The following is a 23,638-nucleotide window of genomic DNA, read 5'->3' as shown; positions in this document are numbered from 1 at the left end:
TCTTATTTTCTTTTTTGTTTCTATAATTTCAACTATTGAAGACTGCAATCAAGTGTTAAGAAACTTTCTTTTTCAAAATGACATCTATTATTTCAAACAATCGTTCTCGGTCAATGGGCTTGGTTATGTAATCCGTAAATCCTGCCTTGAAAATTTTATTTTTATCTTCATTGGATGAAAATGCAGTTTGAGCAATCATAGGAAGATTAGGTCTTATTGGTGCTATTTTTTCAAGAGCTTCAAATCCATCCATAATAGGCATTTTTATATCCATTAATACCAAATCTATATTTGGATTATTGAAACAAATATCTACGACTTCTTGCCCATTTTCGGCACGAATTATTTTGTATTTTTTCGCTTTCATTATCTTTTGAAACAACAAAAAATTGATATTATCATCCTCTGCAATTAATATGGTTCCTTCTTCGTCTCCTTTGGAAACAGTGATTTCATTAACAGGTTGAACTGTAATTTTTTGTTTTTCTACATACTCCAAAGGAATAGTAAAACAAAACTCAGAGCCTTTTCCCAGTTTTGATTCTAATGTAATGGTTCCTCCGAGCATTTCAGCATAAGCTTTTGAAATAGCAAGACCTAAACCAAGACCTCCAATTTTGATGCTATGGTCACCTCCCACTCTTCTAAACCGATCAAAGATGTACTGCTGATTGTTCTCGTCAATCCCAAAACCAGTGTCTTTTACCTTGAATACAATTTTATTATTAAGCTCGTCAATTTCATAGCCAAACTCAACTGACCCCTGTTCGGTAAATTTCAAAGCATTAGTTACCAAATTTGTAATAATTTGTTTCAGTTTGACCTCATCCGTTTTTACAGGATATCTCGCTGGGCTTTTATTTTCAATGAGTTTAAAATCAATTTTTTTAGCTTTTTTATTTGTTATTTTGATGCTGTCATACAAATCTTTAACACACGATTCAATATTAACAGCGGTATAATTAGGCTTTGTTTGGTGAGATTCTATTTTTGACATTTCGATAAGATCATCAATAATGGCAATCAAGTTTTTCCCGCTTTTATCAATAACCGATAAATATTCCTGCTGCTCTTCTTTTTCAACTTCAGTATTCATGAGTAATTCCGTAAAACCAACTATGGCATTCATCGGAGTCCTTATCTCATGCGATAAATTAGACAAAAAGGAAGATTTTAGTTTGTCGTTTTCTTCAGCTTTCAATTTCGCCTTTACCAATTTGCTTTTTTGCTTTGTATTTTCCTCAAAAAGAGTTCCTATGTTTTTAAAATCCCCTTCTATGTTTTTTAAAATTTCTATAGATTCTTTATCCCCTGTTTCCAAAGCTTTGGTGATAGCATTCAAAGGGATTGAAATCCATTTTTCAGTATAAAAAAAGATCAGCAACAGCAAGATTAAGGAGATAAACAATATAAAATAAAGACTTTTTAAAATGTGAGCAATAAACTTTTCAAAGGGTCTTTCAAAATATACGCGAGTTACGAATTGATTTTTGTAATCCTCTAAATCAACTGTACATTGAAGAGTATAATTCTTTGCTTGATTATTTTCTTGACTATCAACTAGTGTTATTGTAGAATTAGTTGCTTTTTCTATTTTTTGTATAAAAGCTGAATTGATTTTTCTGGCTAAAATAAAATAACCTTCAGGTTTTGGTTTTACTTTTTCATTTGATCTGGTTATGACAATACCAAATACTTGAATTATTCCATCAGAAGTTTTTAAATAAAAACGGGATTTCCCTAATTTATTTAAAGTAATTAAAGCTTCTTTTGGGATAAAATCAACCTCTTTTATGTTGGCAGTATTTGTATGATTGATTATTTTATTGTCCAAACCATAAACACCTATATAGTCTGATTTAAAAAGACCGGGATTAGCATACATTTCGTTATACCAACTCGAATCTTTAGTCTTAAGATAATCCACAAAATCATTCCAATTCGCTTCACTTTCCATTGAGGAAATAACCTCGTTTAATCTAAGTTGAATTATTCTGGAGATTTCATCTTGAAATTGATTATTATAATTGTCTAAAATCTCTTTTTTTATATTTGTTATATACAACAATACAGTCAAAACCAATGCTATTGAAAAAACATTTATGCCCACAACAAGCAAGATTATTTTTGGTTTCGATTTTTTAGATTCTTTTATTTTCATCTGAAGAAAGAATATGTGTTTTTAATATAAAAAACAAAAAAGTTTTTTTCGATCAGTTAAGTCAATTACCATGCCGTTATTTCAGAGGTAATACATAAGAATATTGTTTTGCTGCAATAATTTAAAAAAGAAGTATATAATTGGATTTGGCAAATTTTTTTTCTGGTATCTAACACCAAATTTTTTTTATTTAAGAGGATAAAGATTAATTATAAATTTACAAAAAAAACAAACACCTGTTAATAAGATATTTACACAATAAAAGACATTCAAAAACTCCTATATATCTCTTTAAAATTCGCTTCTTTTGGCCAATTGCATTTCCTATCTTGACGGTACTCGTCCGTATAATCTTTGATTGTATTTATTTTGAAAATAAATCATATAATTATAGATAAGATAGTTTACTTCATAACCATAATTGATATTTGAATTGTAATCAATAGTCATTTCGTATAAGTTAGGCGGATAGGTTTGCGGTTGATGAACACGACTATTCCATTCCATAACATAGAAATTATTTTTGGTTTCTAAATAGAATTGTGAATAATATCCCCTCGGATAGGCGGTTGATTGCAACCAAAAATCAAAACCAGGTTCTATGATAATAACTTCATATTCCAGTTCTTCATTTACAATTTTTATGGTGTCATTGCTCGATTTTTTTCGGTTTTCCGTACTTGCAACATTAGATTTAGAAGTACTACATCCAATTATTATTAAAAGAACAATCAATATGTAAATCAAATTTTTCATAATAATGGCTATTTACGTATGCTCTAAAAAACAATTCCCCAAATAAATTTCAATTATTTTTATAATTAAACACAGGCTGTAATACCACTCAAAGTTAAGCCTTTTTGCACTGATTTTCTGCAATTTATATTAAAACTCATCAACCATTTTATGAAACAAAAAAAACATTTACAAATTTGCAAATGTCTTTTTTTTTATTGAAACGATTAAACTTTATTTTCCAAAAAGCTTTCCTAAAAAACCACCAATGCCTCCGTTGCTTTTGGTTACTGCAATAGCATCATTCATATCCAGTTTTCCATCGGCATTTTGATCTAGACCAAATTGAGTTCCATATTTTGAAATGGCATCCATTATTCCAGAAGTTTGAGCGCTACCTCCAGAAATAGCTCCAATTAAATCCGTTATTTGAAAACTGTCGTTTGGGTCATTAGCTTTGTTTACTAATCCTCCTAGAATTTTAGGAATCATACTACCGGCTACACCAGCAGCATCGCTACTATTTAAACCAAATTTTTCTCCCAAACTTCCTGTAAGTTGTTGCGTAATTTGTTGAACAGCTGGATTCGAAGAGTCTTGAGCGTTATTGCCTTGGAGTAATCCGGCAAGTTTCTCGATACCTCCTTCGGAAGCCATACTTTGCAAACCAGAAAATATAGAATTTCCAGCTTCACTCATTACGGCTTCATTATGTTCATTTGGAACCGCACTATTTTTGACAACTGCTTCTTGTCCAAATTCTTGCACTAATTGTGTTAATTGCTCAAACATAGGTTTTTGATTAAAATTAGACATCAAATTTAATCAAAAAAAAAGTGGTAACTTATTAATTGAAGTTAATAAATTACCACTATATAATTCAATATCAATAGATTGTTTTAACTAACTAATGATTTATTAAATAAACTAATAATTTGATGAGCGAGTTCGGTACCAATTCTGTCTTGGGCTTCTTCAGTTGCAGCACCAATATGAGGTGTTAATGAAATTTTCGGATTCATTAAAATAGTAATTTCAGGAGTAGGCTCATTTTCATAAACATCCAATCCAGCGAATAACACTTTGCCATCATCCAAAGCTTTTACAAGTGCTACCTCATCAATAGCACCTCCTCTAGCGCAATTAACAATTCCTACACCGTCTTTCATCATTTCCAGTTCTTTTTCACCAATAACGTGTGCATCCTGAGCAGGCACATGCAATGTGATGAAATCGGATTCCTGGAATAATGATTCCTGACTTTGTGAAGCTAGTGATATCGAAATAGACTGCCCATCAAAAAAAGGAACTTTTATATCTTTTTTTGGAATGTGTGTATCACTGTAAATCACTTTCATTCCAAGTCCGATAGCCATTTTTGCGGTAGCTTGACCGATACGTCCCATGCCTATGATTCCAAGTGTTTTCCCTCTTAACTCAAGACCATTTGCATAAGCTTTTTTCAAACCATCAAAATTGGTATCGCCTTCCAGCGGCATATTCCTATTTGAATCATGCAGAAATCGTACACCTGTAAATAAATGTGCAAAAACCAGTTCAGCCACAGACTCAGATGACGAAGCCGGAGTATTTATAACATGAATTCCTTTGCTTTTGGCATATTCAATATCAATATTATCCATTCCTACACCACCACGACCAATAATCTTAAGACTTGGACAAGCGTCGATAATATCCTTGCGAACCTTTGTAGCACTTCGAACCAATATGACACTTATACTATTTTTATTTACAAAATTAGCCACTTGTTCTTGCGCTACTTTTGTAGTGATAACTTCAAATCCAGCCTTCTCTAAAGCTACAATACCGCTTTTTGAAATTCCGTCGTTTGCTAATATTTTCATTTTTTTAATTTAAAGATTGAAAAATTTAATGATTTAAATATTCTATCCGGATTTTATAATTCTAAACTAGAATTGAAAGATTAAATGATTTCTTAAATCTTTCAATTTTTAAATAATTAAATTTTACTTTCTAGCTCTTTCATCACATCAACAAGAACTTGAACACTTTCCAAAGGAAGTGCGTTGTACATTGACGCTCTGTAGCCTCCAACTGAACGGTGTCCAGGCAATCCTGAAATTCCGGCTGCTTTCCACATCTCATCAAATTTAGCAGCATGTGATTCGTCGTTCAATAAAAAGGTTGCATTCATATTAGAACGGTCTTCAACAGCCGCCGTTCCTCTGAACAATGGATTTCTGTCTATCTCTGCATAAAGTAAAGCTGCTTTCGCATCATTTATTTTTTCGATAGCTTCAATTCCTCCTAATTTTTTCAACCATTGCAAAGTCAACAATGATGCATATACTGGAAAAACTGGTGGTGTATTGTACATACTGTCTGCCTTGATATGTTTGGCATAATCCAGCATACTTGGTATGGCACGTCCTGTTTTGCCAAGAATTTCTTCTTTGATAACTACCAAAGTGGTTCCTGCTGGGCCCATGTTTTTTTGTGCTCCTGCGTAAATGATATCGAATTTTGAAAAATCCAATTTTCTTGAAAAAATATCAGAACTCATATCACAAACAAGCGGTATCCCCGTTTCTGGAAATTCTTTCATTTGAGTTCCAAAAATAGTATTGTTACTTGTGCAGTGGAAATAGTCTGCATCGGCAGGTATAGTGTATCCTTTTGGAATATGATTGTAATTTTGTTCTTTTGAAGAAGCTACAACAGTAGTATCACCAAAAAATTTAGCTTCTTTTATGGCAGCCGAAGCCCAAGTTCCTGTATCCAAATAAGCTGCTTTTCCATTTTCTTTCAATAAGTTGTAAGGAACCATCAAAAATTCTAAACTGGCACCTCCTCCAAGAAATATGGCTTGATATCCTTTTCCTTTTAAATCCAAAAGCTCTAACACTAAAGCCCTTGCTTCTTCCATTACGGCAACAAAATCCTTACTACGGTGCGAAATTTCCAAAAGTGACAAACCAGAATCATTAAAATTTAAGATTGCTTGAGCTGATTTTTCAAAAACTTCTTGTGGTAAAATACAAGGTCCTGCGCTGTAGTTGTGCTTTTTCATGGTATAGTTAGTATTTGTTTTTTATTGTTTCTAATTAACTGCTGTAAGAAAGCATCAATTCCAATTCCATTTTTTTATTGGTAATCATGAAAATCTCAAGCTGTAGTTTTGTTTAATTTTTTTAAAGTGCAAATTTCGGGAATACGAGCTGAAATACCTTTAAATTATTCGCAATAATATAAAAACATTACTCTATATTATTGACAAAAACGACATAGTGTCAACATTGTCTGCGTAATCCCATAAATTTGGTTTTTGTGTGGTTCCAAATTTAATGCTGTTGTTTACAAGATTATTGCTCACAATACACTGAATTTGATCGCTTTCGTTCTCCAAACGTTTTTGCAATTCATCCAGACTTTCATAGTACTCATAAAAGACGCTCGTAATTGGCGAACCGTAACTCGAATCTTCTTTTATAGTCAGGAATCCGTTATCCAATAATTTGAAATTACTCATCAGAAAAACGGCTTTGTTGTAGTCATAATTATTGGCGTATTTCTCGTAATGAATCACATCTTGGTATTCAAAAATGGCTTCAAAAAAAGAATCAAAGGAATAGCCTTTTGGAACAAAAAGTTTAGAAACATTTCGACATCCTAAACCAAAATATCTAAAAATATCCTCACCAAGTGCTGTTAATTCCTCTTTGGTTTCTTTACCGTTCAAAACTGCAATTGAGTTCCTGTTTTTTCGTATGATGGAAGGTTTGTCTTTGAAATAATATTCAAAATAACGAGCTGTATTATTACTTCCAGTTGCGATGACGGCATGAAAACCTTCCAGCTTTCCTTCTACAAATACGATTTTGTTTTCAAATTCAGGTTCAGAAGCAATAAGATAATTGGCTAAGAAAGGCAAAAGATGCTGATCATTCGAGGAAGTTTTCACCAAAACATCATGTCCCGCAATCAAAACCGATAAGAAATCATGAAATCCAACTAAGGGAATATTTCCTGCCAATATCAAAGCTACTTTTTTTTGCTCTACCTTGCTTAAGTCATAAGTAGAAAGCCATTTATCTAAATTGTCTTCGGTTAATGCCTCTGCCCAAGACTGTATCGAAAAAAATACTTGTTCCGGCGTATACCAACCATTATGCGATTGTGAAAGTTGAATTAAATCAATAAATTTTTCAAAAAATAAATCATTATCAAATACAGCCTCATTCTTTATACAATTCCCTTCTTTGAATTGTCCTAGGAATTTACCTAATTTAACAAAAGCGTTTTTTTTTGTATCTAATGTCATAATGTTTGTTTATGAAAAGTTTTGATTGTAATTTTGCACAAAAATAAGCTTTTTATAAGCTTTAGGCAAAAGTTGTGTTCAGTATTCGTATTTCGTCTCATAGAACTCAAAACTTTTGAACTTTCAACCTTAAAACTAAACATAAAAATGGCAATTATAATAACCGATGAATGCATAAATTGTGGGGCTTGCGAACCAGAGTGTCCAAATACAGCTATATATGAAGGAGCAGATGATTGGAGATATAAAGATGGAACAAAGCTAAAAGGTAAAGTCATTTTGCCAGATGGAACAGAAATAGATTCAGACGAGGCACAAACACCTATTTCTGATGAAATATACTATATTGTACCAGGTAAATGTACAGAATGCAAAGGATTCCATGACGAGCCACAATGTGCTGCCGTATGTCCTGTAGACTGTTGTATTCCTGATGATAATCACGTAGAATCTGAAGAAACTTTATTAAATAGACAAGCTTTCTTGCACAACGAATAAAGCTTAACCATTTGAATTTTAATACAAACCTGTGTTTTTACACAGGTTTTTTTATACTGTACTTTTTTCTCTTTTAAAAAAATAACATTTAATTGATTTTTTTCCTATTTTTAAAGTGACTATTTTTTACTGATTTGTCATTTCCATTAAAAAAATATGAAAAAAACTCTCGTTTTGCTTCTATTCTTTTTATGTTTTAATGTTTTTTCACAAACCAATGAAAGAACATTAATACTATTGGATATTGATTCCAACCTACCGATAGAAGATGCTGTCATTTTAGTTTTAAAAACAAAGCAAGTTTTAATGTCTAATAGTGACGGAAAAGTTGTTTTTGAACTAAAAGGAGGATCAAATATAAAAGTGACACACTCGGCTTATTTACCACTTACCATAAAATGGGCTTCTTTAAATCAGCCTGAAAATATTATCTATTTAAAGAGTAAACTAAATACTCTTGATGATATAGTCGTAACAAAACAGCATCCTCAAGAAATAATTAAAGAATTAGTTGGTAATTCAATTAAAAAACTGAATGTACCCGCTAGACTGAAAGCCTATTCAAGAGAGTTTTTTAAATTAAATGGTAATTATGCCTACTTCAATGATGGTCTCATAAATTTCCAATTATACAAAGACCAGAAAAAAGTAAAATCGATTTTATTGGTAGAACAAAATCGCTCTTTTGGTTTAGCTGACGATGACATCAGTTCGGATCTCTTAGGGTATAATTTAAATGTTTCGATGGAGAAGTATTATATCTTCACAGTATTAAGACCATTATTGGATGAAAAAACAAGAAAAAAATACAACTTTATTGTAAAGGTATATCCCTTAAATCAGGAGTATAATGAAATATCTGCTATTCCTCTGGAAGGCACAACTGAATTATTGGATGATTTTAAAATTGTTTACGACGTTAAAAGAAAATTAATAATTGAGATAAATACTGAACTCTCACCTATTACATTGGCAGGAGTTAAAGAAGAAACCTCAAAAGGGACAAAAAATATAATTAGGTCTGTGTTTAAAACCAATTATAGGGTTGATGGAGAAAATTATTACTTATTCAGTTCTAAAGAAGAAATTAATTACGACGTCAATACCGGTAATGAAACAAAGAACATAGAAGTGCTTAATAACTTAATAACAACAAATTTTAATATTCAAAATTACACTTATAAGGAAAGTGATGTTTTTAAAGACAAAACTCTTTTCAATATAAAGAATTCCATACTAACAGATTATTGGAATGTTTCTGGACTCACTCCTACCGCTAAAGAATTAGAGATAATAAATAAAATTATAAAATCTTTCTAGCCATAATCACATAAGTATCATAAGCATATGTTTTTCGGTCTATAGTTTTGATGATTTCAAAATTATTGAGATATAAGAATAGTTGGATTTCATTTAATGTAAAAACCCGAACGGTAGAGAAATCATCCAATAAAATCTCTTTTTCATTATCCACAATCTTGTAATATTGTGCGCTCCAATCCAACATGAAATTTTCCATTGGAGTGGTTTCCCAATGGCTTTCCCGGATGTATTTTACTCCTTCATATGTAGCTTCGTGGAGTATCGTTTGATTTTCTTTGATAAAAGGAATGAACCGATTGGCATCAATAAAATCGAAAATAAGAACACCATTTGCATTTAAATTTTTATAAACAGATTCAAAAGTATCTATTACATCTTCATTATTGGTCAAATAACTTGTAGAACGACCAGTTATAATAATGGCATCAACTGTATTTTCAAGCACAAAATTGCGCATATCCCCATGAATAAAAATGCTGTTTTTATTTCTTTCCTGTGCAATTTCAATCATGCTCTGGCTATAATCAAGACCTATATAATTCTGATTGTTTTCTTGAAATCGTTTGGCTAAATTTCCTGTTCCGCTTCCTATTTCAAGAATGGAATTGCATTTTTTCTCTTGAATTAACGTATTATAAAACTCATGTTCTTCGTCATAATCGATAAAGGTTTGGTACATAGCATCAAAAATAGCGGCCATTTTTCCGTTAAATAAATTTGCCATAATAGTTCTTTGTATAGTATAAATTTAGGAAAAAAAATAAAGGACTCTCTTTCGATTGTCCTTTATTTTTTTTTGCTTTTTAGAATGTAAAACCTAATCTAGCATAGTAATAAGCACCGCTGAATCCCATTTGTACAGCATCCCAATATCCTCCAGCTTCAACCCAGTCATCTTGCTGATCAGGATAAATATTTAACAGGTTATTAGCGCCAACACTTAATTTAAGAGATTTAGAAAGCTTAAATCCTAAAGTAAGATCTGTTACAATTTTTGCTCCGTAAGTATCTGTTGCAGCTATTTTTTGCTCTTCAAAAGACCCATAGTCTGCTACATCTTCATACATTTGATAGTCTAAAAGTTTTACTTCGCTAAATCTTGTAAAAGCCAAACCGGCATCAAACCATTTTCTTCCGTAATTAAGGTTTAGTCCAAATTTGCTAGGTGGAGCAGAAGCTAGTAAAAAGGCTTTATCACGTTCTCCAAAAAATGTTTGTTCGTCTAAATCACCATTTTTTACTTTGTCAATCTTCATGTCATTGATATTTCCAACAAGGGTAGCGCTAAATCTATTTTCATTAATAGTTTTTTTCCAAGCTAAAACGACATCAAGACCTATTGTTTTTGTGTCTACACCATTTACGAAAAATTGCGCTTCATCAACACCAAGGTTAAATTGTGTTGCATCAAAATAGCCAGTCAGTACAATTCTATCTTTTACATTAATTAAATATCCGTCTATAGTGGCAGTAAAATCCCCGAAATTTGCTGTAAAGCCTAAAGATGCATTTATTGCTTTTTCTTCATTTAAATTATCAATGCCAAAAGCTTTTGTTACAGGACTGTCATTTGAAGAAAGTAAGACTTCGGTTGCTCCAGCTGAACTAAAGTTTGTAAAGCGTAAATTGTAATATATCTGAGCTAATGAAGGCGCACGGAAACCTGTACTTACAGAACCTCTTAAATTAATGTTATCAGTAAGTTCAATTCTTGAAGCTAGTTTTCCGTTTACAGTACTTCCAAAATCACTATAGTTCTCATAACGAACAGCTCCGCTAATCATCCAGCCTTTAGTAACATCTAACTCAGCGTCAGTATATAATGAGAAGTTGGTGCGACTTTTGTTTACTTCATTTAACGGACTGTAACCAGGAAAACCTTGAGAACCTCCTGGTCTAGCTTCTCCAGAAATAGGATCAATAGGGGCGCTTTGAGTTGTTGGGTCTGTAATTGGTTGCCCATTAGTGTCATAAGTTGCGTAAGAACCTTCTTCTCCAGCGAAAATTTCGAATTGCTCAACTCTAAATTCAGTACCAAAGGCGATATTCAGTCCGCTAAGAATATCGTCATAATTTTTTGTAACATCTAAATTTGTCGTATTTTGAAGTAAACTATGTCCGCCGGCATCAAATTCTGTTGGTGAATTCTCTTCAAGTGAAGCATTGATGGTTCCTTCTATATCATAATGAAATTTGTTTTTTCCCAAAGTATTGCTAAGATCCCATTTCCATCCGCCTGTGGTCTCAGTTCTAATACCTGCTGCAATCGAATTATCATTGATTTTTGATGTAATTCTTGGTGTATATCCTCCAGGATATATTGATTCTACAACTCTTTCTCCATCATTTCGGGTAAAAGCATAAGCATCAGTATCTCTGAAAGTACTTCCTCCAAAAGCATAAAATTCTGTTCTATCTGAGATTGGAACAGAAAGGTTCACAAATAAATTGACTCCTTGAATTTCTGCTTCTCCAAAACCTTTTCTAAAATCGAAACCAGGTCGTAAAGTTTTTTCTTTATTCAAAAATTCTCCTGTAACATTTACAAAGCCGCCTTTACTTCCAATAGCTGTACCGTAATTAGCACCTATTTTTATAGATCCGCCATCGAAAGACTTATTTTTACCGAAAGTATTTCCGTTTCCATTTTGGTCTAATCTGTAGTCTTTTGTGTTGGCAGTTCCAACAGGAAAATCACCTTTTGCATCCGTATTAAAAGCACCATAAGTTACAGCACCTGTAAATTCATCAACATTATCATTTGTAACGATATTGATTACACCAGCGATAGCATCTGATCCATATTGTGCTGCCGCACCATCTCTCAAAATTTCTATTCTTTTGATAGATGAAGCCGGAATTGCATTCAAATCTGTTCCTGTATTTCCTCTGCCTCTAGTCCCAAAAAGGTTGATTAGAGAGGATTGATGCCTTCTTTTTCCATTAATCAAAACAAGGGTCTGATCTGGCCCCATACCTCTTAATGACGCTGGATCTACGTGATCGGCACCATCAGAACCAGATTGTTTATTTGCATTAAAGGAAGGGGCAACATATTGTAAAAGCTCATTGATTTCTAGCTTTCCGCTTTGTGTAGTTACATCTTTTACACTGATAATATCGATAGGAACTGCCGAGTTGACCACTGTTCTTTTTGAATTTCTGGAACCTACAATTTGTACTTCTTTCAGTTCTTGTTCTCCTTCTTCAGATAAATCCACATCAATTATTGCTGCATCGGCAAGTTTTGTAACGCTTTTGTAACCAATATAACTAAAAATCAAAGTTGCTCCCTCGTTTACACTAAGTTTGTAACTACCGTTCATATCAGTAGAAACTCCATTTTTTGTCCCTTTTTCCTGAACGTTAACACCTGGTAGTGGGGTTCCTGTTTTGTCTTTTACGACTCCGGAAACTTCTCTTTGAGCCATCATAAACATGGCATTTAACAAAAAGAATAAAAGCGCGATTTTTTTCATAATCAATTAAGTTTGGTTGGTTATTGGTTAATTATCATGGCTAATATAACAAAATATTAACATAATAAATATATAATGTTATATTTTGTCTAAAAATTAGAAAATTTTTATCAATATGGTAATTCCGACAAGTCATAACTATTAGAAAAAAAGCTATTAGTATTTATATGAGTTTAATTTATGTTTTCCGTTTTTTTGATATATTTATTTCACAGTCTAATTTTTAGGCAATAATCAATATCGGCTTTAATAATTATTGTAGCGAAACTTGAAACAAGAGAAAATGTATTCTATCATTAATAAAAACCATTTAGCTAACCAAACTGCTTTTTTTGTGTTGTTACTAGATGAAAATTTTAGTATTTGAATTATTCTTGTGTGCTACATATAAAAGGAAGGAGGAATATTTGTGGAGTAATGTCTTTATATCTTATATTTGCAAACTTTAAAAAAGGAATTACTAAAGACAAATAGTAGACAACTGTTATTTGTAAACAAACATAATATGAAAGCAGGAATTGTAGGGTTACCAAATGTTGGAAAGTCAACATTATTCAATTGTTTATCAAATGCAAAAGCGCAAAGTGCCAACTTCCCTTTTTGTACTATTGAACCTAATATTGGAGTTGTAAACGTTCCAGATCCAAGAATCAATAAATTGGAAGAACTAGTTAAGCCAGAACGCGTGCAAATGGCAACTGTAGATATCGTAGATATTGCCGGTTTGGTAAAAGGTGCCAGCAAAGGTGAAGGTCTAGGAAATCAGTTTTTAGGAAACATCAGAGAGTGTAATGCTATTATTCACGTTTTGCGTTGTTTTGACAATGACAATATTGTTCACGTAGACGGGAATGTAAACCCAATTCGCGATAAAGAGACTATCGATATTGAATTACAGTTAAAAGATTTAGAAACGGTAGAAAAACGTTTAGAAAAAGTAAACCGTGCTGCCAAAACCGGAAATAAAGAAGCGCAAACTGAAAAAGCGCTTTTGGATCGTATCAGAGAAAATTTATTGCAGGCAAAATCGGCAAGAACAATTATTCCTCAAGGTAACGATGAAGAAGTTTTGATGGAATCATTTCAATTGATTACTGCAAAACCGGTATTGTATGTTTGTAATGTTGATGAAAATTCAGCTGTAAACGGTAATAAATATGTAGATCAAGTTCGTGAATTGGTTAAAGATGAAGAGGCAGAAGTTATCATCCTTTCGGTTGGAGCAGAAGCTGATATTACCGAATTGGAAAGCTACGAAGAACGTCAAGTTTTCTTGGAAGACATGGGATTGACTGAGCCAGGAGCATCTGTTTTAATTCGTGCCGCTTATAAATTATTGAAACAACAAACGTATTTTACGGCTGGTGTCAAAGAAGTTCGTGCTTGGACCATCAATATTGGATCAACTGCACCACAAGCAGCAGGAGTTATTCATACTGATTTCGAAAAAGGATTCATCCGTGCAGAGGTAATATCATTTGAAGATTATGTTCAGTACGGTTCAGAAGCAAAAGCAAAAGAAGCTGGAAAATTCAAAGTAGAAGGCAAAGAATATATTGTGAAAGATGGTGATGTAATGCACTTTAGATTCAACGTATAATTTTTTTTTTAGAAAATTGAGAAGAGAATAAAGAGAATAGTTAGAAACCTGTAAAAGTCATTTTACAGGTTTTTTTTTTTTGGACAATTTTGAATATGTAATTTATTTATAAAAAACATCTATTATTATGTAAAAACTAAAAATAATTATATAAAACTTTTAAAAAATGGATTGGATAAATTTGGTTTAATTTTTCAACAAACAGGTTATGTTAAACAGGGACTTATTGTCTAAATCTTGGTTTTTACTAAAAATTACAACTTTAGAATTTATAGATGATAATGCTATAAAACTAAGTGCTGCTTTGGCCTATTATACCATTTTTGCTCTACCGCCGCTTTTAATTATTATTATTACAATATGTAGTTTTTTCTTTGGAGAGGAAGCTGTTACCGGACAACTTTATGGACAAATTAATGCTTTGGTTGGTAACGATGCCGCTATTCAGATTCAAGGAGCCATAAAAAACGTTGAGCTTTCCGGGAGTAACGTTTTTGTCACTATATTTGGTATAACAATGTTGTTAATTGGGGCTTCAGGAGTTTTTGCAGAGATCCAAAGTTCAATCAATTATATATGGGGCTTACGCGCCAAACCGAATAAAGGATTAAAAAAATTCATTCAAAACCGATTAATGTCTTTCTCGATGATTGTTTCATTAGGCTTTTTGATGATAGTTAGTTTATTGGTAAATGTCATATTGGATATAGTAAATTCTAGATTGAAATTATATTTTCCGGAAAGCACGATTTACTTATTTTATGTAATTAATTCAGTAATTGTCTTCTCAATAATCACATTACTTTTTGCCATTATTTTCAGAACATTGCCTGATGGAATCATAAAGTGGAGAGATGCTTGTTTTGGAGCTGGTTGTACTGCAATACTATTTATGATAGGAAAATTTGCAATTGGCTATTATTTGGGAAATTCTACGATTGCTTCTATATATGGTGCAGCAGGTTCGGTAATAATTATTTTGGTGTGGGTGTATTATTCCTCCATAATTCTGTACTTTGGAGCCGAATTTACGAAAGTGTATGCAAAAACATATGGTGGAAAAATTTTTCCAAATGAATATTCAGTCGAAATTAAAAAAGATTTTTTTGAAATAGATAAATCCTAAAAATAAATTATATGAAAATCATAGCCTTTGCCGGAAGTCCCAGTAAAAAATCCATCAACAAAAAATTAGCTGCTTATGCTGCGGGTTTGTTTGAAAATGCCGAAGTAGTGGTTTTGGATTTAAATGATTATGAAATGCCATTATTCAGCGTTGACAAGGAAATAATAATTGGCCAGCATCCTTTAGCAAAAGAATTATTGGACAAAATTGCAACTGCCGATATTTTGGTGGTTTCCCTTGCCGAAAATAACGGAAATTACAGTGCAGCTTTCAAAAACACAGTGGATTGGTGTTCCAGAATAAATGCAAAAATATTTCAGGAAAAACCAATGTTATTGATGGCAACTTCACCAGGCGCAAGAGGCGGAGCAAGTGTTTTGGAAATAGCCAAAAATAATTTCCCACGTTTTGCTGCCGATATAAAAGCCATATTTTCATTACCAAGTTTCAATGATAATTTTGATGTCGAAAGTGGCAAAATTTCGAATCCAGAATTGGATAAACAACTGAAAGAAATTGTAAATAATTTTATACTTTAGATATTACTTCTATAGATTCCTTTTTCCTTCATTATCATTGCCTTTTATCCAATAGGTATATATCCAAGTCAGAGTAAAAGAGGGTACAACATCGGAAAACGGGAATATTTCTTCCACAAAAGTTAGAATACCGGCCACCTTACCTACTCTGCCTTCGTACATTTTGGTCATCAAAAAACCAGAAAGCGGCGCCCAAATTACATCTCCAAATTCTCCTATTCCCGGAATTGTAAAAGACAGCAGCCCGATAGCATCAAAGAGAATCCCTAAAACTAATCTTTTACTTTTTAGGTTATTATTTACTTCAACTGCATTTTTACTTTCCATTTTTTGAAATTTAATTGTCATAAATATACGAATCTAATTGTTCTTTTTAAGAATAAATCCTTTGGAAGTAAATAACTCTTTAATAATCAATCCCAAATTATTACATCAAATTTATAATTTAGACATTCGATAAAAAGAAATTATACAAAGGTAAATTAGCAAATACTTTGTTTCTTTGTAAAAACAGTTTGAAATGATACACGCAAAAAACATACATAAATATTACGATCAACTTGAGGTATTAAAAGGAGTAGATTTACATATTAAAAAGGGCGAAATTGTTTCTATTGTTGGCGCTTCGGGCGCGGGTAAAACAACACTATTGCAAATTCTGGGAACATTGGACAAACCCAGCCCAACAAAAAATGGATCCGAAAACAAAACACCCGAAAATAATACTTCCCTTTTCATAAACAATGAAGATATTTTGAAAATGAATGACAAATCATTATCCAAATTCAGAAATTTGAATTTGGGATTTATTTTTCAATTTCATCAATTACTCCCTGAGTTTACGGCTTTGGAAAATGTTTGTATTCCGGCTTTTATTGCGAATAAATCAAAAGCAGAAACCGAAAAGGAAGCCAAAAAACTGTTGGAATATTTGGGTTTATCACACCGAATAAATCACAAACCCAACGAACTCTCAGGAGGAGAACAACAACGCGTTGCTGTAGCACGAGCGCTAATCAACAAACCCGATGTGATTTTTGCCGATGAACCTTCAGGAAATCTAGACACGCATTCTGCTGAAAATTTACATCAATTGTTTTTTCAGCTTCGAGATGAATTTGGGCAAACTTTTGTGATTGTAACCCATAATGAAGAATTAGCCAATATGGCTGATAGAAAGTTAGTAATGACCGATGGACAAATAATGCTATAAAATGATTTTGATACTTTTAAGTTGGATTTATGTCTTTTTTTCGACAATCAATCTTGGTTTTGTGACCGACAAAATCTTACGGATAAAGAATCAAAACTTCGTTATTCATGCTGTTTTAGGTCTTTTTACGACCACTGTTTTTACAAGTATTTGGGCAATTTTTGGCAGAGTAAATTTTGAGTTTCATATCGTTTTGTTTTTCGTTAACCTCGCTATTTTCATTAAATATCAAAAAGAAATTTGGCTACTTTATAAATCATTTTTTAAGGAGATAATTTCACTGGCAACTCCTTTGAAAGTTGCTCTAAGCATTATTACCATCTTGATTTTGGCTCAATGCGCTTCTATACCTTATATTTTAGATAATGAATCCTATTATATTCAGACAATAAAATGGATTAATGAATATGGTTTTGTAAAAGGCCTAGCTAACTTACATTTTTTTCTGGCTCAAACAAGTGGTTGGCACATTCTCCAGAGTGCATATAATTTCTCATTTTTATACGACAAATTCAATGATCTTAGTGGTTTTTGTCTTCTTCTTGGAAACATATTTTCAATCACAAAATTGAATGATTATTTCAAAAACAAGGATAAAAATTATCTTATAATTGGAATGTTACCACTAGCAAACATATTTTTATTCCAATTCATAAGTTCACCTTCACCAGATATTCCGATCTATATTTTTTCGTTTCTAATCTTCTTTTATTTTTTACAAAATTTTAAAAAACTGGATGCTGAAAATTTTAATCTGATAGTGATTTTGGTTCTTTTTTCCTTGTTCATTAAAACAACTTCCTTTGCATTAATTTTTATCCCTATTCTTTTATTAGCAAAAAATTTCAAAAAATTATTACCTGATCTTTTCAAATCGGTGCTAGTTTCAGTCATTATATTATTACTTTTTGTTATTAAAAACAGTATCATTAGTGGTTTTACACTTTTTCCGATAATCAATTTCCATTTCTTAGAAACTGACTATATAATACCTGAAACAATAGCAAAATTTTATTACCAAGAAACCAAGCTATACGGTTATGTCTTAACCCATGAGCAATATGATAAAATATCTGTTTCTGAATTATTCATAAGATGGTTCACTTTACCAAAATTGCATGGTTTCTTCAACAAATTAAGTATAATCCTGATCATTGTCTGTCCAATATTCATTTACAAATTCTTTAATAAGAAAGGAATTTGGGTTCTTTATTTTATAATGTGCTTGCAGCTCGCATTTCTATTTTGCACCTCTCCACAGTATCGATTCTTTGTGAATTTTATATTGTTTTTTTCCTTTTTCTTAATGGCTTTGTTACTGAACAAAAGAAGATTTATCGTTTTATCTCTATACTTTTCAATTTTCATAACTGGATTTGTTTTATTAATCCCGATCAATTTGAAGATTTTTACCAAAAATAAATTTGTCTTATCAACAAGCAATTTTTCAGTAGAAAATATTGTTTACCCTTATAAAAACACAAAATCCAATACTACATTTGAATACCTTCAAAATGGTAATCTTCATTTTTACTCTCCTGTCGAAAATGATTTTTTCTGGAGTTCTGGAGATGGAGAACTACCTTGTGTGAATAAAGCCCAAATTGAATATTTCAATTATTATTACAAAGTAAAACCACAAATGCGGACAAGCAATTTAAAAGATGGCTTTTACGCTAAAAACACTTCGAAAGAATAACAAAATGAATAAAACGGAACTTAAATCTTTTCTGGACGAGAAAGTCGTATTATACAACAATCAGGATTTTATCGAAAGTGACCCTGTACAAATTCCACATTTGTTTTCACAAAAAGAAGATATTGAAATTGCTGGTTTTTTGAGCGCTACCATTGCTTGGGGCAATCGCAAAATGATTATCAAAAACTCTCATAAAATGATAGATTTGATGGGCAATGCGCCTTATGATTTTGTGATGTCACATACAAAAGATGATTTGGAACGGCTAGAAACTTTTGTCCACAGAACGTTCAACGGACAGGATTTTATCAGTTTCATAAAAGGACTGCAGCACATTTACAAAAATCACGGAGGACTTGAAGCGGTTTTTGTTAAACATCAGGAAACCGATTCGATCCAAAAAAGTATTTCGGAATTCAAAAAAGCATTCTTCGAAATTCCACATCAAAACCGTACACAAAAACACATTTCAGACCCAATGAACGGTTCTGCAGCCAAGAGGATAAATATGATGTTAAGGTGGTTTTGCCGTCAAGACAAAAAAGGCGTTGATTTAGGGATTTGGAAAAGTATTTCACCATCGCTTCTTTCTTGCCCACTGGATGTACATTCAGGAAATGTGGCCAGAAAATTGGGTTTGCTTACCCGAAAACAAAATGACGGGAAAGCTTTGGCCGAATTGGATTTAAATTTAAGGGAACTAGACCCTATGGACCCCGTAAAATACGATTTTGCCTTATTTGGACTGGGCGTTTTTGAGGGATTTTAAACAACTTATAAAATAATCCATCTCCTTTTTACTGAAATTTTAACTTTTACAAGTGCTTAACTTCAAAAAAACACTTCCCATCTATTAAAAACCGAATCACTTCATTTTCAATTCACAACAACCTATTTTAGATTATATTTATACAATAAGTATAGAATAATCATTATCTTTATGTAGATTTTTTTTATTAAAAAAATCAAAAACAATCCGATATTGGTTTAGTTTTTGCTTCAATTCCTAAAAAAAGACTTCTGTTAATGGATGTATTTATATATTATTTTATCCTGATTGTTTTACCCGTATTAATTTGTGGGTTTATTTTACTAATAACTATTTTGATAATTAATAGGTTCAGATACGATTTGTTCAAGCCAAAATTCGAAGCAGCCAAAAGTGAAATTGACAGTTTTCTGACCAATATTATTTTTTCTCCTTTTGATGAAACACTTTTTCAAACCGAAATAGAACAGTTTAAAAAAATAATCCCATTTGAAAAAAAATGGTGCAAAAAATTAATCCTAAATGAGATTATTTTCTTGAAATTGAATCTAAAAGGCGAAGTCACCAATACTTTCCATTTTTTATACGAGCAATTTGATTTATTCGAATACACCAAAAAACTTCTGAACAGCAATTATTCTTATTTAAAACGTGTAGGAATGTATCAGCTGGAATCGATGGACTATAAAAAAGGAATCCATTTCATTACACCACTATTAAATCACAAAAACGGAAGAGTAAAATCCAGTGCTTTTTTAGCGCTAATTTCATTAAAACCAAAAAAATTAGAATCTTTAATTGATTTCTCCCATCAAATCACTATTGCCGAAGAAATCAATATTATGGATATTTTACATCAGCAAAAAACGAAAATGCCTAGTAATTTAAATCAATGGATTCTTTCAGAAAACACATCGATTATCAAACTGGGAATTAAATTAATGATGTTTTACAATTATACCAATGAAAATGAAACCATTGTCAAATTATTAAAGCATAGTGACAAATCCGTTCGTTTCGAAGCGATTTCAGCAGTGAAATTCTTATTTATTTACGAAGCCGAATCCGTTTTGATCGAACAATTTAAATATGAGGATAAAGAAAACCAACTAGAGATTTTCAATACCCTTTCCGGAATAGGAACAGCAGACTCCGAGAACTTTATAGCGAAATTATTAGAAAATAAAACCGCAGAAAATATCAAACTAGATGCTGTTTATTGTCTCAACAAAATAAATCCCAATTATTTTGAAGATCACTTTTTGGATAATGAAGATGTACAAAAAATGGTCAAACATGTTAAAACACCCTATTTGTAATGTTAGAAAATATCTTAAAACATATAATAACATTCCTAAGAAAATATGAAACGACAAGCCTTTACAATCTTAAAATTAGAAACCAAATATAAAAGAACAATATGATGAAATTACTATTAGATATTTATGAAATATTCGTCGGATTATTTTCCATAACCTATATTCTGTTATATCTAACATTGGCTTTCTTGTCTTATTATGCCATAAAACAATATCTCAATACAAAACATTTTATCACAAATAATGTATTGGTAAAATCCAATCATATTCCTGGTGTATCGGTTATTGCACCTGCCTTCAATGAAGGGGCAACAGTAGTGTACAATATAAAATCCTTATTGTCGCTTAACTACCCTAAATATGAAGTTGTCTTAATCAATGATGGCAGTACAGATGATACTCTTGAAAAACTGATACGAGAATTTGAATTGGTCAAAGTCGATTTCTACTATGAAGAAAAAATACCAACAGGTCCAGTACGAGGACATTACAAATCCACTAATCCATTATACTCAAAACTTTTGGTCGTTGATAAAGAAAACCGAAAGAGCAAAGCCGATGCCTCCAACACTGGTATTAATTCTACAAAATATCCATTAATTTTATGTACGGATGTTGATTGTATCTTAAAAAATGATGCTATAATAAAACTGGCTAAACCTTTTATAGAAAGCGAAAGAAAAGTTATTGCTACTGGAGCTGGTATCCGAAGTTCCAATTCATGTGAGGTAAAAGACGGATTCCTGGTCAAAATTCATTTTCCAACCGGGTGGTATGCCCGTTTTCAAGAATTAGAATATGTAAGAGCTTTTCTTTTAGGCAGAATGGCTTTGAGCCAAATAAACAGTTTGTTATTAGTTTCGGGCGCATTGGGCATGTTCGATAAAGAAATCGTAATTAAAGCAGGTGGCTATTGGCACAAATCATTGGGAGAAGATATGGAACTCGTTATTCGAATGAGAAAATACATGTACGACATGAAACTTCCTTTTTCGATTCAATATATACCTGAATCCTTGTGCTGGACTGAGGTTCCTGGAAATAAAACCATCTTTATACGACAACGAATGCGATGGGCAAGAGGATTAATCCAAACCTTATTTTTACATAAAAATTTATTTTTTAAACCAAAATATAAAAGAACAGCTTTTTTCATTCTTCCATACTTTTTCGTTTTCGAATTTATGATGCCCATAATTGAAATAGTAGGTATAATTACCACTTTACTCTTTCTTATATTTTTTGAGGTGAATTACCTGTTCTTCTTTTACATTACATTATTGGTCTATTTATTCTATTTAATTCTCACGATTGTATCCATATTTTTGGATGATGTGATTTATAAAAATTATGCTAATACCAAGGAAATAACCATTCTGATTTTAATGGCCATTATCGAACCTTTTTTTTATCATCCAATAAACATATATGCTTCTCTAAAAGGATATTACCATTTTATTAAACAAAAAGAACAAAATTGGGGAAACATGCAAAGGCAAGGCTTTAGCACAAAACCAGAAAAAAACACAGAATTTAAAATTTAAACTCAAAATTAATTATGAGATATAGACACCACATAAAAACTTTCATAATCTTTTTTCTAATATTAGGAATGACAAAGAGCAATTCCGTTTTCGCCCAAAAAATTAATGTGGACAGCCTTTTGACTGTCGCCGTCAAAGAAACAAACCAAGATAGAAACTATGAATCAGCCTTGAAGAAAACCCAATTGGGAATGAAACTGGCACCTGATTATTTGGACTTTTATTTATTGACAGGACGGATTTATCAATTGACAAATGTCAAAGACAGCGCACGCTATTATTACAAGTATGTCATCGGAAAAAATCCTGTTTATGAGGACGCATTTGCCTACCTTATCAATATGGATATTGAAGATAAAAACTATGCAGATGCAATGATTACAGTAGACAAAGCCATTGAAGCACATCCCGGAAAAAAAGATTTCCGATACAAAAAACTCGCTATCTACGAACTGCAGGGAGAAAAGGAAAAAAGTGAGACTTACTTAAAAGAAATGCAGGCGATGTATCCAAAAGATTCCGACTTTAAACTGCATTATTTCATTGCTGATAGCCGACTAAAGTCAGACCGAATTGGGGTTAACTACAACTTCACCACCTTTGACCGATCCGGTTATGGACCTTGGCATTTTGGAAGTCTGCAATATATCAGGCAACGAAATTGGGGATCGGCAATTGCCCGAATTAATTATTCCAAACGATTTGCCGATGGTCAAAGTGTAATCGACGGCATTCAATATGAAGCCGAAGCCTACCTTTTTACAGGCAAAAAAAGCTACTCTTACATCGGCGGTGGTTACAGTTCCGATCCTGTTTTTCCTAAATTAAGACTTGGATATTCCTTTTTCCATAATTTCAACAAAGGTTGGGAAGCCGACTTAGGAGTTCGCTACATTGATACCGATGACACCAATTTTGCCACCGCAGTTGTTGGGGTTGGCAAATATTTAGGCTCGTATTGGCTTAATCTGAGATCCTATTTTCAATTTGACAATAGCACTGTTTATCCCGCCTTTACTTTAACGACGCGTTACTATTTCAATACCCGATTTGATTACTTAACATTAATTGCAGGTTATGGAACCTCGCCAGATGAGCGAACAACTATTGGGCAAATAGAGCAACGCTTATCCCTTGATTCCTTTAGAATTGGAGGAGGTTACTATCGATTATTTGGAGACCATTACGTAACAGGATTACAAATATCTGTGAACGATCAAGAATATACGCCCGGTTCGAAGCAAATCGAAACCGAAATTGCGTTAATGTTCCAATATCAATTTTAAAATATGCAACACAGACAAATCAACATACTAATCATTGTTTTTTT

Annotated in this window: 20 protein-coding genes; 11 read left to right on the top strand and 9 right to left on the bottom strand. The window is 32.2% G+C overall.

All coding sequences use genetic code 11. The features are described from left to right. Positions 1–55: 55 nt before the first annotated feature. The 6 genes from B0E44_RS06375 to B0E44_RS06350 all read right to left on the bottom strand — a co-directional run bounded on the left by B0E44_RS06375 (position 56) and on the right by B0E44_RS06350 (position 7,199). Positions 56–2,161, bottom strand: coding sequence for an ATP-binding protein (locus tag B0E44_RS06375; protein ID WP_077371721.1), 2,106 nt, complete (start codon positions 2,159–2,161; stop codon positions 56–58). 324 nt (positions 2,162–2,485) lie between these two features. Further along, positions 2,486–2,917: a DUF6146 family protein gene (locus B0E44_RS06370; protein ID WP_077371718.1), complete on the bottom strand. Its 432-nt coding sequence runs from the start codon at positions 2,915–2,917 to the stop codon at positions 2,486–2,488. Positions 2,918–3,130: 213 nt separating this feature from the next. Next, a complete protein-coding gene (locus tag B0E44_RS06365) occupies positions 3,131–3,688 on the bottom strand; it encodes a DUF937 domain-containing protein (protein ID WP_077372042.1) in 558 nt (185 codons plus the stop codon). A 107-nt stretch (positions 3,689–3,795) separates the two neighbouring features. Continuing rightward, complete coding sequence (locus B0E44_RS06360) at positions 3,796–4,761, bottom strand: D-2-hydroxyacid dehydrogenase (protein ID WP_077371715.1); 966 nt, start codon at positions 4,759–4,761, stop codon at positions 3,796–3,798. A 116-nt stretch (positions 4,762–4,877) separates the two neighbouring features. Continuing rightward, complete coding sequence (serC, locus tag B0E44_RS06355) at positions 4,878–5,948, bottom strand: 3-phosphoserine/phosphohydroxythreonine transaminase (protein ID WP_077371712.1); 1,071 nt, start codon at positions 5,946–5,948, stop codon at positions 4,878–4,880. Positions 5,949–6,140: 192 nt separating this feature from the next. Continuing rightward, positions 6,141–7,199, bottom strand: coding sequence for an acyl-CoA reductase (locus tag B0E44_RS06350; protein ID WP_077371710.1), 1,059 nt, complete (start codon positions 7,197–7,199; stop codon positions 6,141–6,143). 147 nt (positions 7,200–7,346) lie between these two features. On the opposite strand from B0E44_RS06350, the gene B0E44_RS06345 reads away from it, so the two are divergent. After that, positions 7,347–7,697: a 4Fe-4S dicluster domain-containing protein gene (locus tag B0E44_RS06345; RefSeq protein ID WP_077371707.1), complete on the top strand. Its 351-nt coding sequence runs from the start codon at positions 7,347–7,349 to the stop codon at positions 7,695–7,697. A 156-nt stretch (positions 7,698–7,853) separates the two neighbouring features. After that, on the top strand, positions 7,854–9,017 hold the full coding sequence (locus B0E44_RS06340) for a hypothetical protein (RefSeq protein ID WP_077371704.1): 1,164 nt from the start codon (positions 7,854–7,856) through the stop codon (positions 9,015–9,017). Here the strand turns inward: B0E44_RS06340 and B0E44_RS06335 are convergent. After that, positions 9,001–9,744, bottom strand: a complete 744-nt coding sequence (locus B0E44_RS06335; protein WP_077371701.1) for a class I SAM-dependent methyltransferase — start codon at positions 9,742–9,744, stop codon at positions 9,001–9,003. The genes B0E44_RS06340 and B0E44_RS06335 overlap by 17 nt on opposite strands. Before the next feature lie 79 nt (positions 9,745–9,823). Then, a complete protein-coding gene (locus tag B0E44_RS06330) occupies positions 9,824–12,499 on the bottom strand; it encodes a TonB-dependent receptor (protein ID WP_077371698.1) in 2,676 nt (891 codons plus the stop codon). A 505-nt stretch (positions 12,500–13,004) separates the two neighbouring features. Between B0E44_RS06330 and ychF the strand changes: the two genes are divergently transcribed. The 3 genes from ychF (at position 13,005) to B0E44_RS06315 (ending at position 15,764) form a co-directional block, all read left to right on the top strand. Then, the gene (gene ychF / locus B0E44_RS06325) at positions 13,005–14,099 is read left to right on the top strand and encodes a redox-regulated ATPase YchF (protein ID WP_077371695.1); all 1,095 of its coding nucleotides are present in this window, start codon (positions 13,005–13,007) and stop codon (positions 14,097–14,099) included. A 208-nt stretch (positions 14,100–14,307) separates the two neighbouring features. After that, positions 14,308–15,225, top strand: a complete 918-nt coding sequence (locus tag B0E44_RS06320; RefSeq protein WP_077371692.1) for a YihY/virulence factor BrkB family protein — start codon at positions 14,308–14,310, stop codon at positions 15,223–15,225. 11 nt (positions 15,226–15,236) lie between these two features. Continuing rightward, complete coding sequence (locus B0E44_RS06315; protein ID WP_077371689.1) at positions 15,237–15,764, top strand: NADPH-dependent FMN reductase; 528 nt, start codon at positions 15,237–15,239, stop codon at positions 15,762–15,764. Positions 15,765–15,773: 9 nt separating this feature from the next. Here the strand turns inward: B0E44_RS06315 and B0E44_RS06310 are convergent, their stop codons facing one another. After that, positions 15,774–16,091 carry a hypothetical protein gene (locus tag B0E44_RS06310; RefSeq protein WP_077372039.1) on the bottom strand — a complete coding sequence of 106 codons (318 nt, stop codon included), beginning with the start codon at positions 16,089–16,091 and terminating at the stop codon, positions 15,774–15,776. Positions 16,092–16,284: 193 nt separating this feature from the next. On the opposite strand from B0E44_RS06310, the gene B0E44_RS06305 reads away from it, so the two are divergent. The 6 genes from B0E44_RS06305 to B0E44_RS06280 all read left to right on the top strand — a co-directional run bounded on the left by B0E44_RS06305 (position 16,285) and on the right by B0E44_RS06280 (position 23,594). Further along, positions 16,285–16,977, top strand: a complete 693-nt coding sequence (locus tag B0E44_RS06305) for an ABC transporter ATP-binding protein (protein ID WP_077371686.1) — start codon at positions 16,285–16,287, stop codon at positions 16,975–16,977. Between the two features lies 1 nt (position 16,978). Beyond that, positions 16,979–18,676, top strand: coding sequence for a hypothetical protein (locus tag B0E44_RS06300; protein ID WP_077371683.1), 1,698 nt, complete (start codon positions 16,979–16,981; stop codon positions 18,674–18,676). A gap of 4 nt (positions 18,677–18,680) precedes the next feature. After that, on the top strand, positions 18,681–19,445 hold the full coding sequence (locus B0E44_RS06295; protein ID WP_077372036.1) for a TIGR02757 family protein: 765 nt from the start codon (positions 18,681–18,683) through the stop codon (positions 19,443–19,445). 257 nt (positions 19,446–19,702) lie between these two features. Further along, a complete protein-coding gene (locus B0E44_RS06290) occupies positions 19,703–20,764 on the top strand; it encodes a HEAT repeat domain-containing protein (protein ID WP_077371679.1) in 1,062 nt (353 codons plus the stop codon). A gap of 101 nt (positions 20,765–20,865) precedes the next feature. Further along, positions 20,866–22,308, top strand: coding sequence for a glycosyltransferase (locus B0E44_RS06285; RefSeq protein ID WP_217341295.1), 1,443 nt, complete (start codon positions 20,866–20,868; stop codon positions 22,306–22,308). A 68-nt stretch (positions 22,309–22,376) separates the two neighbouring features. Continuing rightward, positions 22,377–23,594 carry a YaiO family outer membrane beta-barrel protein gene (locus B0E44_RS06280; RefSeq protein WP_165688774.1) on the top strand — a complete coding sequence of 406 codons (1,218 nt, stop codon included), beginning with the start codon at positions 22,377–22,379 and terminating at the stop codon, positions 23,592–23,594. Positions 23,595–23,638: the final 44 nt, after the last annotated feature.

The sequence above is a fragment of the Flavobacterium sp. A45 genome (genome assembly GCF_002001005.1).
Classification (GTDB): domain Bacteria; phylum Bacteroidota; class Bacteroidia; order Flavobacteriales; family Flavobacteriaceae; genus Flavobacterium.
The sequence above is the reverse complement of the archived record's forward strand: the minus strand, read 5'-3'. Positions and strand labels throughout refer to the sequence as shown.

Excerpts from the sequence above, each read along its gene's own strand:
- B0E44_RS06310 (WP_077372039.1), bottom strand. The coding sequence starts at position 16,091 with ATGGAAAGTAAAAATGCAGTTGAAGTAAATAATAACCTAAAAAGTAAA.
- B0E44_RS06285 (WP_217341295.1), top strand. The coding sequence starts at position 20,866 with ATGATGAAATTACTATTAGATATTTATGAAATATTCGTCGGATTATTT.
- serC (WP_077371712.1), bottom strand. The coding sequence starts at position 5,948 with ATGAAAAAGCACAACTACAGCGCAGGACCTTGTATTTTACCACAAGAA.
- B0E44_RS06350 (WP_077371710.1), bottom strand. The coding sequence starts at position 7,199 with ATGACATTAGATACAAAAAAAAACGCTTTTGTTAAATTAGGTAAATTC.
- B0E44_RS06365 (WP_077372042.1), bottom strand. The coding sequence starts at position 3,688 with ATGTTTGAGCAATTAACACAATTAGTGCAAGAATTTGGACAAGAAGCA.
- B0E44_RS06330 (WP_077371698.1), bottom strand. The coding sequence starts at position 12,499 with ATGAAAAAAATCGCGCTTTTATTCTTTTTGTTAAATGCCATGTTTATG.
- B0E44_RS06335 (WP_077371701.1), bottom strand. The coding sequence starts at position 9,744 with ATGGCAAATTTATTTAACGGAAAAATGGCCGCTATTTTTGATGCTATG.
- B0E44_RS06360 (WP_077371715.1), bottom strand. The coding sequence starts at position 4,761 with ATGAAAATATTAGCAAACGACGGAATTTCAAAAAGCGGTATTGTAGCT.
- B0E44_RS06300 (WP_077371683.1), top strand. The coding sequence starts at position 16,979 with ATGATTTTGATACTTTTAAGTTGGATTTATGTCTTTTTTTCGACAATC.
- B0E44_RS06320 (WP_077371692.1), top strand. The coding sequence starts at position 14,308 with ATGTTAAACAGGGACTTATTGTCTAAATCTTGGTTTTTACTAAAAATT.
- B0E44_RS06295 (WP_077372036.1), top strand. The coding sequence starts at position 18,681 with ATGAATAAAACGGAACTTAAATCTTTTCTGGACGAGAAAGTCGTATTA.
- B0E44_RS06280 (WP_165688774.1), top strand. The coding sequence starts at position 22,377 with ATGACAAAGAGCAATTCCGTTTTCGCCCAAAAAATTAATGTGGACAGC.
- B0E44_RS06370 (WP_077371718.1), bottom strand. The coding sequence starts at position 2,917 with ATGAAAAATTTGATTTACATATTGATTGTTCTTTTAATAATAATTGGA.
- B0E44_RS06305 (WP_077371686.1), top strand. The coding sequence starts at position 16,285 with ATGATACACGCAAAAAACATACATAAATATTACGATCAACTTGAGGTA.
- B0E44_RS06345 (WP_077371707.1), top strand. The coding sequence starts at position 7,347 with ATGGCAATTATAATAACCGATGAATGCATAAATTGTGGGGCTTGCGAA.
- B0E44_RS06290 (WP_077371679.1), top strand. The coding sequence starts at position 19,703 with ATGGATGTATTTATATATTATTTTATCCTGATTGTTTTACCCGTATTA.
- B0E44_RS06340 (WP_077371704.1), top strand. The coding sequence starts at position 7,854 with ATGAAAAAAACTCTCGTTTTGCTTCTATTCTTTTTATGTTTTAATGTT.
- ychF (WP_077371695.1), top strand. The coding sequence starts at position 13,005 with ATGAAAGCAGGAATTGTAGGGTTACCAAATGTTGGAAAGTCAACATTA.
- B0E44_RS06375 (WP_077371721.1), bottom strand. The coding sequence starts at position 2,161 with ATGAAAATAAAAGAATCTAAAAAATCGAAACCAAAAATAATCTTGCTT.
- B0E44_RS06315 (WP_077371689.1), top strand. The coding sequence starts at position 15,237 with ATGAAAATCATAGCCTTTGCCGGAAGTCCCAGTAAAAAATCCATCAAC.